Genomic DNA, 11,754 nt, shown 5'->3' on the forward strand with positions numbered 1-11,754 from the left:
GGACCATCAATGCCTACGCACGGTAGTGGCGCATTGACAATGAGCACCATCGGTTGATCGCCGATCGTCGACGTACTATTTGGCCGCCGGCAATTCGTCGTACGGCTTCATATATTGTTTTTCATCACGCCAATGGGTGATTGCGTGAAAGGAATTCACGCAATCACGCGTTCGAAACAAATCGCTAATGGAATTTCCATGCATGCATTTCCATGCCTTGGCTCAGGAGAGGATCTCGATGTATCCGTCGGTGCCGTGCACGCGGATCCGCTGCCCATCGCGGATCAGCCGGGTCGCGTCGACCACACCGACGACGGCCGGCAAGCCGTACTCCCGGGCGACCACCGCGCCATGGGTCATCAGGCCGCCCACCTCCGTCACCAGTCCCCCGATCGCGACGAACAGCGGCGTCCAGCTGGGATCCGTGTACGCCGTGACCAGGATGTCGCCGGCTTCGAGGTTGGCCTCGGCCATGTCGAGCACGACGCGGGCGGTGCCCTCGATGGTGCCGGCGGAGACGGGCAGGCCGACCAGGGCACCGGCCGGCACGTCGTTGCGCCGGTACGCCCCGGTGATGGCCTCGCCGTCCGAGGTGAGCACCCGGGGCGGCGTGAGCGCCTCATACGCGCCGAACGCTTCCTTGCGCCGCTGGATGAGCTCGCCGTCCACCTGGTTCGTGCGCGCGACGTCGTGGAGCTCGGCGAACGAGAGGTAGAAGATGTCCTCCGTCTCACCCAGCACACCGGCCCGCACGAGGCGCTCGGCCTCCTCCAGCAGTGCCCGTTTGTAGACGAAGTAGCGGCTCACCATGCCGTACTTCGGGTACTCCCGGTACCCGATGAAGGTCCGGACCCGCTCGATCATCCGCTGTGTCTCGTCGGCCTTGCTCTCCCCGTCCGGCAGGGCGCGCAAGCGCCCGAGCAGCTCCTGCTCCTTGTTCAAGGCCTCCTGCCGGCCCTGCTCGAAGCGCCGCGGCCCGGCACCCGGCTCGAAGTTCTTGATGTTGCCGAGGATCATGGCGACGAGCATGGAGGGGCGCTCGCTCCAGCGCGGCCGCGTGATGTCGATCTCGCCGACGCACCGCATGCCGTACTTGTCGAGCCAAGCCTCGATGGCGTCCCGCGCCTCGCGCCCGCCCGCGAGCCCGGGCAGCTCGTCCAGGAACCCCTCCCCCTCGACGTTCCGCAGGAACGCCACCACCTCCGGATACGGGCGGATCACGTCAGCGACGTCGAGCAGCGCCAGCCCCATCTCCGAGGTGACGTTGTGGGGCACGGACTGCGTGAGCGTGTCCGCCACGTTCTTCTCACCCAGCCACTCCTCCAGCCGTTCGTTGAGCCACCACGTGGCCTCCATCGCCGACATGAACACCTGATGGCTCTGCGGATCGAACAGGATCCGCCTCAGTTCCTGGAGGTCCTCCTGGATGAAGTCGAACAGCGCCACTCCGGACTTCGTCCGGATCTCGCGCTCCGTGGCGGCGATGGACGCCTCGCTGCGCCCGATCAGTTCGGTGACGATCGCCGGATCGTTCGCTGCCGGGGCGGGCCCGCCGCCCGGCAGCGGCCTGGGAGGTCCCTCGTCGGGGAGCGGCTGGATGAAGCCGTCGCGATCGAGGACGGTCCGCAGCGCGTCGCCGGTCAGCGGATCGGATTTCCCCACGAGCTCCAGGAAGCTGGCGCGGCTCGCCGGCGACGCCAGCCTCTGGGTGATGTCGACGAACAGGCGGCCGCCGGCCTCGGCCATGGGTACCGGGGTCGTCATCTGCCAGAACGAGAGCCCCAGCGGCTTGAGGGGGTCGGTCATCATCTGCTGGTGGCCGACGGAGAGGTAGACGTGGTTCTGTCCGTCACCGGTCTCGGGGATGGGAAACAGCGTGGTGATCGACCGGCTCTGAACGATCTGGAAGTCGTCGTCGACCAGGCACCATTCGATGTCCTGCGGGCGCCCGAAGTGCGCTTCGATCCGGCGCCCCAGTGCCACGAGCCGCACGGCCTGCGCGTCCGTCAGGGCGGGCTGTTCCTGCCGCTCCGGGTCGACGGCCAGTACCCGGGTGCCGCCCGCCGGCTCGGCCTGGATGGCGACCTGCTTCGCGGCGACCGTCTTGTCGACGACCTCGCCGTCGCGCACCTTGAAGACGTCCGGGTTCACCAGGCCGGAGACCAGTGCCTCGCCGAGGCCGAAGCTGGCGTCGACGGCGGCGACCTTCCGGTTGCCGGTGACGGGGTCGGCCGTGAACAGGATGCCGGCCGCCTGCGGGAAGACCATCCGCTGTACGACCACGGCCATGTGAACCTTCCGGTGGTCGAAGCCGTTGTGCTGGCGGTACGTCACGGCCCGCTCGGTGAACAGCGACGCCCAGCACCGGCTGATGTGCCGCAGGATCGCCGCCGGGCCCACGACGTTCAGGTACGTGTCCTGCTGGCCGGCGAAGGACGCCGTCGGCAGGTCCTCCGCCGTCGCGCTCGACCGGACGGCATAGGCGGCTTGCTCGCCGAACCGTGCGAGCGCGCCGGTGACCGCCGCCGCCAGATCGTCGGGGATGGGGACGCCCTCGATCGTCTGGCGGATCTCCGCGCTGAGCGCCTGGATCGCCGCCCGGTCATCCGCGTCCAGGCGCGACAGCCGGTCCAGTTGATCATTGATCGACGGCGCCTCGGTCATGATCCGCCGGAAGGCGTCGGTCGTCACGCAGAAACCGGCCGGCACGCGGATGCCTTCGATCCGCGACAACTCCCCCAGGTGTGCACCCTTGCCGCCCACGACGGCGACCCGCGCCTGACCGGTCTCGTGAAAGTCCAACACGTACTGCTCGCTCACTGCGATACCTCCCCCGCTACGTTATATGGGTTGCTTCCTCAGGCCGGCCATTGCACTGTGACGACATGATCGACACCGCGCACCTTCTTGCGGCCTATGACGAGCAGCTCCGCACCGATGCCGAGACGCCTGGCGCGCTCTCGGTCGCCCGGCACGGGCCGCTGCGCCTCGCGACGTTCGCGGGTGGTCGCGGATTCATCACGTATCGCGACCTGGGCGGCGCGGATGCCGACGCGATCCGGCGCCTCGTCCCGGAGGCGCTGGCACACTACCAGGCCAACCCCGAGGTTGACCGGGTCGAGTGGAAGACCCGCGGGCACGACCACGCGCCTGGGCTGCACGAGGCGTTGCTGGAGAACGGGTTCGTCCCGGACGAGCCCGAGTCGATCATGATCGGCGAGGCGCGGCTGCTGGACGTCGACGTTCCGTTGCCCGAGGGCGTGACCCTGCGTCGGGTGACCGAGGAACCGGACGTCCGCGCGATGAGCGCGATGCAGGACGAGACCTTCGGCGAGCCCGTCAGCGTCGAATCGGCGGACGCCCTGCTGCGCCGCCTGGCCACCCGCGACGGGATGGAGTTGTGGGTCGCCGAAGCCGAGGGCCAGATCGTGAGCGCCGGCCGGCTGGAGCCGGTAGCGGGAACGAGCTTCGCCGGGATCTGGGGCGGCGCGACCCGTGCGGAGTGGCGCCGTCGAGGAATCTACCGGGCGTTGACCGCCGAGCGGGCCCGCTCGGCCCTGCGCATGGGCAAGACACTGATCAACAGCGACTCCACCGAGTACTCCCGTCCGATCCTCGAACGCTCCGGCCTGGTCAAGGTCTCGACGACAACGCCCTACAACTGGCAGCGATAATCAGCCGCCGGGGTCGTCCCAGCCGACGCACTCTTGTTCGTGCGGCCCGTTGGTGACTCTCAGCACCGTGCCGTCGCCGGCCGTGAACGTGGCGTTCCGGCCTTCGACGGCACTCAGGCTCCCAGCCTGTTCGCCCGTCTTCCGCCACGCGATCGGCACCGCGTCGACGAGCTCCCACACGACGCCCAGCGCCTGGACGGTGCCGCTGTTGCGGCACGTCTTGGTGTCGAAGACAAGCACCACCGACTGGGTCGGGGCGGTGTCCGTCTCATGTGGACCACACGCGGCCGCCCCCAGCACGAGAGCGACGGCGGCCCATATTCGAGCTACCGCGACGCTCGTCGCGGTACATACCGTCGCTCCCGCGGCCTCACCCTCCGCGTCCACAAGCCCCTATCCCGTCGTGCGGATGGGCAACGAACTGAATCCCTTCAGGGTCAAGCTGTTGCGACGTTGACCAGGACCGGCCGCGGCCAGTGCCGGAAAGCGGCGCACGAGTGCGGGAAACGCGATCTGTGCTTCCAGCCGGGCAAGCGGCGCACCGAGGCAGTAGTGGATGCCGCCGCCGAACGACAGCGGTGAGTTGTCCGGGCGGTCCAGCTGAAGGCAATCCGGGTCAGCGAACCGCTCAGGGTCACGGTTGCCCGCACCGAGATAGGCGATCACCCGTTCGCCCTCCTCGACAGCGACCCCACCGATCTCGACCCGTTCGGTCGCCACCCGACTGCTGATCTGCACCGGACTGTCGAATCGGAGCAACTCCTCGACGGCTGGCCCGGCGAGTGCGGGGTTCTCGGCGAGAAGCTTGAATTGGTCGGGGTGCGCCAAGAGCGCGGCCAAGCCGTTGGACAGCAGATTTGTGGTGGTCTCGAAGCCCGCGGCGAACAGGAAGGCCGCATTGCTCAGCACTTCCTCGTCGGAGAGCCGGTCGTCGGTGGCCTGCGCCTGGACCAGCGCGCTGACCAGATCGTCGGCAGGCCGCCGGCGGCGCTCCTCGACGAGCCCGGCAAGATAATCGCGGATCGTGGCGGCGGCCGGATCCGCTCGGCTCACCACCTCAGGAGAAATCACCTCGAGCACCTGCGCCCAGTCACGCACCAGCGACTGGAACTGCCCGCGATCCTCCACCGGTATCCCGAGCAACTCACCGATAACATTGACCGGCAACGGGAACGCGAAAGACTCGACGAAGTCGACATCACCGCTCAACTGATCGAGCAAGCCGTCGACCATCCGCTCGATCGCCGGTCGCAGCGCCTGCACCCGTCGCGCGGTGAACGCGGAGCTCACGAGCCGCCGCAGCCGGGTGTGGTCAGGCGGGTTTAGAGTGATCATACTGGTGAAAAGATGCAGCAGTGCCGGATGCTCGCGCCAGTCCGGAAACCCGACGAAAGCCAACAGGTTGTCGGGAGGCATGTGCGCGAACCGCCCATCGCGGACCACACTCGCACAGTCCGCGTAGCCGGTCACAGCCAACGCGCCATCCTGCGCCCGCACGACCGGCGAAATCTGCCTCAGCCGCGCATATCGCGGGTACGGGTCCTCCCGACCCACCATCGTCGTCAGCTCACCCAGCAGAAACAAGACTTCCGGACTCTGCACTACCTCAGACACCGCCCCAGCATACGTACCAAGCGGGTTGGGGCGGCCATGAGTTTGCGCAGTAACGCAACGGCTTGATCCGCAGTAGGCCGCGAATATCTGTCCACACTGGACCGGGATCGGCCACCAGCCTCCATCCAGCGCCCCCTCATCGCCGTGAGCACCGTCCAAATATTCAGCCGCGTCCAGATCATGGACGAATCGGGTACCGCGCACGTCGCCGGGTGCAGAGCACGAACGTGCCAACGACCTGATCACGGCCATACGCGGCCTCATCGACCGCATAGGTGCCGGGGTCGAGAAGCGGAGGTTTCACCTGGTGGCAGTCCAAAAGCGACCAGTGCGGCCCCGCCGGCAGCTCCACCAACCGGACCTGGACGCTCAGCACGTTTCCGCACCTCGCACACCGAAACTTCTCCAGCGCGCGGCAGTGTCACATTCCACCCAAGCGACAGCATCCCAAATACGCGGCGCCGCCTTTCGAGGATCACGGCATCTCGATCGCCGCCCCTGCTGGATCGTGGCAGGATCCCAACGTGCCGGCAGCCGAGCAAAGCGTCCCGTTCCGCTGGGACCTGATCACTCCCGACCAACTCGGCACGCTGCTCGGCGGAACCAACCCGCCGGACCTGTGGTTCCTTGACGACCTCGTCGCGTGCGCCGGCAAGGTGATCGCCCGCAGCGGCAACGGTAACCTGGTCTTCGTCGGCAGGTCCCTGGACTCGATGTTCGACCTGCTCGGCGGCGCACTGGCCGACACCCGTGACGAGCGGGCGCCGCGACGGCTACCCTTGTCGTTCCAACGCCCCGGCGCCTGGACAGGGCGACAGTGGCGGCCACGCTCGCTTACCGCGGCGGAGCGAGCACAAGCGCGCCGGGTCCTGACCACCGCTGGCGTGACACCTCACGGCCTTGCCAGAGCGCAGCGCGCGGTAACCTTCGTGGACGTGGTCGACCGCGGCTCAACCTTCACCGAGTTGTTCGACCTGCTGTCATCCTGGATCGACGACGAGCGCGAGCCATGGCCGGTCATTCGCCGCAAGCTACGGTTCGTCGGAGTCACCAGCCGCACGAAAACCAGCCCGAACACGTACCGCTGGCAGCACCACGCGGCATGGACCCGCCACCTACCCGCCCGCGCGGTGACGAACGTGTCGCTGCACCCGATCGTCTGGTCGTACTTCGGCGATCACCAGACCAAGCTGACCCGCTCGTTTCGTCCCGACCAGTGGCTGGCCGAAGTACCAGGACCCGAACGCGACGAACAGACCCGCCAAGCCCTCGCCCAAGCCGCCGCGTTGGTCGCCTACGGCCGCAGCCGAGCCGGACGCCACACCCTGGCCCGCGCCATCGGCCGCGAACCAGCGCTGGCCCAACCCTGGCTCCGCACCCTCGTCACCGAACTCAACAGCTGAACCGCTCCACGGTTTGCTCGCGCTTTCCACAGTTCCTGCCGGGCGGCCTTGGTATTGAGGGTCACCAGTCCTCGCGCTGTCCAGGAGCGCCGCGATGGATCGCGGCTCGACAGGGCGCTGCGCCGGTTATCCCGGTGCTAAATGGCAGCACGCCGGCCATCATGCTGCTGTGCCCACGAATACGCCGCACGTGCTCATCACAGAGCATCTGCCGCCGTTCCTGCGCGGCGAAACGTCCGTGACCGACCTTACGGCCGGCGTGAATGCGGCCGTACGTCAGATCGCCCAGACCCGACCGCTTTGCGGTGCAGAGGTTGATTTGTTCATGTTGCTGGAGCGTTGGGAGGTAGCAGGCTGGGTGGAACGGCCTGCCGTGGTCGACGACCTGCGAAACTTGACAAAGTCGATGTTGGCGATGCCGAAGTAGTGCGTCGACGCCTCAGGGCGCCGCGCGGCGACGGCAGTCGCCTGGATATCCGAGCACGCTCTGCTGCCGTCGCCGCGATCCGCGCACTTGTTGCGGCATGGCAGTGCGCCGGCCCATGGTCAGGCAGCGCTCCGAGGTGTCTCGATCGGCAGCACCGCGGATAGCATGCGGCGATGGTGGGTTTCGCGATCCGCCGACGGGTTTGAGTAAGCGCGCACGTCGCTTCGTCGGTGTCCATGGAGCCTGGCTCGATGCGCCACCAGTCAGCCAATGGCGCCGAAGCTGGCAAGAGGCCGGCATCCCGTCTGAGGTCATCGATCGCGCGGAGCACTATCAGGCTCGATGGGGCGGCCCCAGAGCAAGGAATTGCCTGACGGTCGCGCGGACCGGGCGCGAGATCGGCGGCAGGTGATTATCCGGGAACGTCAATCCAGCGGGCGGCCGCCTCGAATGTGTCCGCAGGAGTGGAGCTGAATGCGATCGCGGCGCCGGGAGCGTGCCGACGTACCAGGTTGATCACCCGCTCGAACAGCTCCAACTCGTTGCGCACACCGCCGCCAATGACGACGCACTCCCAGAGCTGGCTGCGAAGGCCAGTGGTGACGACCGCCTCCACATCATCACTGCCGTCGAGGGCGACCAGGCAGAACACAGCCCCGACACCATGTCTGACGAATCGCGACTTCCCGATCTCGATGCCGTCTGCTATCGGCTGAGGATCCCATGGCCCCGGCACGCGATACGGATCGAGCCCGATCACGAGCACACGAGGAGCGAGGATCGGTCCGTCCACACTCGAAGACTACATCGCGGCCAGCGACCAGACCGCACGACAGCTCACGGCGAAAGGCACCCGAATGTAGCGATCACTTCGCTGATGAGGACATCGCCGCCTACGATTGTCCCTCGAGCCAGTCCTCCACGTGGCGGTGCCTATCAAGTCCGACCGCGGCGAACTCATCGATGTGCCTGTGCGCGCTGGCACCGAGTCTACGAAGTGCCTGAGAGATCGCAGACCGGCGGACAACGGCAGGAGGTGCGTCCAGACCGTCCACGATCGGCCCGAGCACAAGCTCACCGGCGTCCCATACCGCCGCGAACTGCGTCCCTGTCCCGCCCCAGAAATCGGCCTCGACGTAGGCAACCGGCCCCCTCCTTGACCATCCGGCCAGCAGACTGTCAAAGCCTGGCGGAAAGCGCTCGCACAGCGCGAAGCGCGAGTCAACGGCATCACCTCGCGTCACCTCGTCGAAGAGGCTCCCGGTCATGGGCAGTAGGCACAGCCCCTGACCGAGTCGCACTACGACCGCGCTCACCAATCCTGCAACCGGCTGCAATGCGGCGGCCGATCCAATCACACCCTGGAGGACGTACCCCACACCACCGACTCTACGAAATCGTCGCCCACTTCGCTGTCGCGGCTGTCGAGCACTGTCGTCGACAAGATCGGGTGCACTGTTCTCGGCGCTCACCCTCGTCCTGGCAGCCCTCGCCGTCTCAGGATCTGCGCCACCGATACCAGGGCCGCCGGTACCCGCCTCGGCCGGACGCCTGCCGCAGCGCTGACCGACGTCGCCGCCGCCGTATAGGGATCGCGACGCTCCGCGCCAGCAATTGGCACTGCGCGCTCCGGACCCTGATGTGGGTACGGTGCGGAATCCACAGTGGACGCGGCGGCGCGGGCTTGACCCGACTTGTACGCGGGGTCCTCCAACGCGATGGCCGGCGTCCGCGAGTACGCGTGAGCCGTTCGCAGCTCATTTCGTGGGGTGATAGCGGTCTGATCCGACACCAACGAGGATGCAGGTAGGCGAATGTTCGATCGAGCGTTGGGTGTTGACGGCCGCGGCCCTCTTGCCGGGGTGATGAACTGCCGCGCGTAGTCTGCGGTGATCATCACCGTTGGAGGCGGAGGCCCGATGGGCGCGAAGACGGCACTGCTCGCTTTCACCGACGACGATCTGCCTCCCGCCCTGCGGGGAGCGACCCGGTCGGACCCGGCGGAGGTCATCGAGCTGGTACGCGAGCTACACCCCGGCTACGAGGTGACACCGCTGGGCGACGGCTCACTCGGTGACGATGTCTACCCACCGGACGACACCAGCTACGCGACCGCTCTGGCCGGCGCCGAGCTGTTCTGCGACCGCCGGCTCGTCTGCGACCGTCCGTCGCAGCTGCCCGCCCGCCTGCTCCGGGCCGGAGCGGACCGGCGGATCATCATGCACGGGATGCACTCGGTCTCCGACTCACTGTGCTTTGCCGTGTGGGAGAACGGTGACCTCGTCCGCTCGCTGAGCCTGTCCCCAGACGGCGGTATCGCCGAGGACATCGGCGAGCCGTACGAGTTCGAATTGCCGTACTGGGCGGGCAGGCATCCGGTCGAGCCGACGTTCTCGCAGGATCCGTACCCGCTGCCCTTCCACCCGCTGGAACTGGGCGAGGATGCCCTCCGCGCGCTGTTTGGTTTCATCCTTGAGGGGCGCCCCCACCCGGACGACGTCGATCCGTTCGGCGTTCACCTGCACGGCTTTCGGGCCGCCGACCTCACCGGGCGCGAGCAGTCGGAACGCGAGACCACAATGGACCAGCTTCTGAAGCGCATGGAATCGCCTCGCCGCTACCGCATGATGCCCGACGGCACGCTCCGCGAGACCAGCGATGGCGAATCCTGACCTCGACCACCGGACAGGCGTCCATCCCTGCCCAGTGTCACCGCTTCATCCCAAACCCAAGGGCCAACCGACCACGGCGAACTCGCTTCACGAACCCGGGAAACACGTCCGCGCTGACGTCGTGGCGCCCGCCCACCACTGTGGACTGCGCGTGACCCGCGGCGGTGCCATCCGACTCGACGGCCCTGGCTGCGGAGCATTTGCCCTTGCGGCGGTGCGCCGAAAGGGCGCACTCTCGTCGGCAGAACAGCAAGGCAATATCGGCTGCGTTGAGGGCCCGACGGTCCGCGGGCTGGGTGCTCACGGCGGCCCGGCTTCAGGCGACGGCGATGGCCTCGATCTCCTGTCACAGGAAAGCCCGGCGGCCAACCGCGAATCCGTCGCCTCTGCGACGCACTGTCTTCGACCTTTCAGTGCTTCATCAAGCGCGTTCCGCAGGTTGGGTGTTGCGAGCAGCCTGTCGAAGGCCTCGCGCTCGGCCTCCTCGGCGATCAACTCGCGGAGCCGGTTGACCTTGGGCGCTGTGTTAGTCCTTCGGCGGGATGGAGGGGCCGGGTTGGCGTGCGTTATCGCGGGGTTGGCCGGCCGGCGATGGCTGCCGGGGGTGGGGGGAGGCCGGCGTGCAGTGTTTGCCGTAGCCGGTCGTGTTCGGTCGCGGTGCCGATGGCGGCGCGGTGTTCGGGGTGTGCGACGTAGTAGCGGATCGCGTCGGCGAGGACCCACGGGTGTATGTCGAGCCACAAGGTCGGGACCGCCCGTTTCGTTCCGACCAGGCCGCGCCGGCGGACGAGGTGTGGCTGGTCGATGGTCAGTGCCAGCGTGTCCGCGCGCAGGGATGGCTGCCAAGGAAAGCCGGGCCGCAGTGCCTGCCACGGCACTGCGATGACGCCGAGTGGGGCCTGTACTCGGACTCCTTCCGGGGTCAGCTCGACCCGCGGCCAGCCGGCCCAGATGGCCGTCAGCTGAAGTCCGGTCGCCGCGACGCCCGCCAATCCCAGGATCGTCAAGAACACGGGGTCCAATGTGGTCAGCAGTCCTTCCGGTTCGGGATCACCGGCGGGCTCCAGGGTGAAGGACAGATAGGTGCTGAGGTTGACGCTCAGCATCATCAGCAGGGCCGCCGGCCACCACACGGCCCGCCCAGCTGGTGGTGCCAGAAAGGTGCGGCCGTCGTCGCCCGTGACGAACGCCGCCGGCCCGGGTCGCCGCCAGAAGTACGCGATTGACAGCAGCACCGCGGCGACCAGAGCCAGCACCGGCGGCAGCCCGCCGACGATCAGGCTCGCCAGCCAGTGGTCGGGTTCCGGGTACGCCGCCCGCAACCACACAAACGACAACGCCCCGACGCCCACCCCCACGGCGGCGCCGCGACCAAGCCACAGGCGCCGCGTCATCGGCCCCATACCAGCCGGCGCCCCTGCCATTCCAACTCGGCCATGACCAGCTGACCGGGCGGGTCGGTCGTCGACAGCTCGACTGGTTCCGGTAGCACGACCGGCGTCGCCAGGTAGCCGAACCAGGGATGGCCAGCCAAAGCCGGCGCCTGGTCGGTGAATAGTTGCTCGCGGTGATCGTCGCTCACCGTCGACATGGTCGGAGACACGCGACTCATCGTCGATGATCGTCGCCCGCTTGCGACATCGTTCACTCGGCCGACCCGGCGCACCGTCCGATCACCGAAGGCCCGGACCCCCAGCATCGAACGGCACGCGATTCCATGCCCCGGTCAGGACGAGGCGTGTTGAGGTGCGGCGTGATCAGTGGAAGCGGTACGCGAAATGCTGTGGACCGGAATCGGTTACCGCCCGTAGGTTCGGCCCGGAACGTAGGGGGTTGACATGGCACTGGCTCGCAAGGGTTCACGTCGGATCTGTCAACGGACATCTCGATCTCCGGTTGTGCGGACCGCGGACCTCCGGCTGTGCGGACATGAGTTCTCCGGGTGGGTGGTCACCAGATCTCCG

The 11,754-nt window shown here is 67.5% G+C and carries 11 protein-coding genes; 4 read left to right on the top strand and 7 right to left on the bottom strand.

What is annotated here, in order from left to right; translation table 11 throughout:
* Positions 1 to 222: 222 nt before the first annotated feature.
* On the bottom strand, positions 223 to 2,820 hold the full coding sequence (rph, locus tag QMG73_RS37680) for a rifamycin-inactivating phosphotransferase (protein ID WP_281903766.1): 2,598 nt from the start codon (positions 2,818 to 2,820) through the stop codon (positions 223 to 225).
* Between the two features lie 65 nt (positions 2,821 to 2,885).
* Between rph and QMG73_RS37685 the strand changes: the two genes are divergently transcribed.
* On the top strand, positions 2,886 to 3,674 hold the full coding sequence (locus QMG73_RS37685; protein ID WP_281903767.1) for a GNAT family N-acetyltransferase: 789 nt from the start codon (positions 2,886 to 2,888) through the stop codon (positions 3,672 to 3,674).
* Here QMG73_RS37685 and QMG73_RS37690 read toward each other — a convergent pair whose 3' ends face one another.
* Entirely contained in the window at positions 3,675 to 4,061 is a 387-nt protein-coding gene (locus tag QMG73_RS37690) for a hypothetical protein (RefSeq protein WP_281903768.1), read from the bottom strand.
* Positions 4,062 to 4,067: 6 nt separating this feature from the next.
* Complete coding sequence (locus QMG73_RS37695) at positions 4,068 to 5,540, bottom strand: cytochrome P450 (protein WP_281903769.1); 1,473 nt, start codon at positions 5,538 to 5,540, stop codon at positions 4,068 to 4,070.
* Positions 5,541 to 5,812: 272 nt separating this feature from the next.
* Between QMG73_RS37695 and QMG73_RS37700 the strand changes: the two genes are divergently transcribed.
* Both QMG73_RS37700 and QMG73_RS37705 read left to right on the top strand, forming a co-directional pair.
* The gene (locus QMG73_RS37700; RefSeq protein ID WP_281903770.1) at positions 5,813 to 6,691 is read left to right on the top strand and encodes a hypothetical protein; all 879 of its coding nucleotides are present in this window, start codon (positions 5,813 to 5,815) and stop codon (positions 6,689 to 6,691) included.
* Positions 6,692 to 6,785: 94 nt separating this feature from the next.
* Positions 6,786 to 7,118 (top strand): hypothetical protein, encoded by a 333-nt coding sequence (locus QMG73_RS37705; RefSeq protein WP_281903771.1) that lies wholly within the window; start codon positions 6,786 to 6,788, stop codon positions 7,116 to 7,118.
* Positions 7,119 to 7,530: 412 nt separating this feature from the next.
* Here QMG73_RS37705 and QMG73_RS37710 read toward each other — a convergent pair whose 3' ends face one another.
* Complete coding sequence (locus QMG73_RS37710) at positions 7,531 to 7,911, bottom strand: P-loop NTPase family protein (RefSeq protein ID WP_281903772.1); 381 nt, start codon at positions 7,909 to 7,911, stop codon at positions 7,531 to 7,533.
* Between the two features lie 100 nt (positions 7,912 to 8,011).
* Positions 8,012 to 8,497 (bottom strand): hypothetical protein, encoded by a 486-nt coding sequence (locus QMG73_RS37715; RefSeq protein ID WP_281903773.1) that lies wholly within the window; start codon positions 8,495 to 8,497, stop codon positions 8,012 to 8,014.
* Positions 8,498 to 9,037: 540 nt separating this feature from the next.
* On the opposite strand from QMG73_RS37715, the gene QMG73_RS37720 reads away from it, so the two are divergent.
* On the top strand, positions 9,038 to 9,790 hold the full coding sequence (locus QMG73_RS37720) for a DUF6928 family protein (RefSeq protein ID WP_281903774.1): 753 nt from the start codon (positions 9,038 to 9,040) through the stop codon (positions 9,788 to 9,790).
* A gap of 566 nt (positions 9,791 to 10,356) precedes the next feature.
* On the opposite strand, the gene QMG73_RS37725 is transcribed toward QMG73_RS37720, so the two are convergent.
* Together QMG73_RS37725 and QMG73_RS37730 are read right to left on the bottom strand one after the other, a co-directional pair.
* Complete coding sequence (locus QMG73_RS37725) at positions 10,357 to 11,184, bottom strand: hypothetical protein (RefSeq protein ID WP_281903775.1); 828 nt, start codon at positions 11,182 to 11,184, stop codon at positions 10,357 to 10,359.
* Entirely contained in the window at positions 11,181 to 11,402 is a 222-nt protein-coding gene (locus QMG73_RS37730) for a hypothetical protein (RefSeq protein ID WP_281903776.1), read from the bottom strand. The genes QMG73_RS37725 and QMG73_RS37730 overlap by 4 nt, the downstream gene beginning before the upstream one ends.
* Between the last annotated feature and the right edge of the window lie 352 nt (positions 11,403 to 11,754).

The organism is Phytohabitans aurantiacus, from assembly GCF_027923225.1.
Taxonomy (GTDB): domain Bacteria; phylum Actinomycetota; class Actinomycetes; order Mycobacteriales; family Micromonosporaceae; genus Phytohabitans; species Phytohabitans aurantiacus.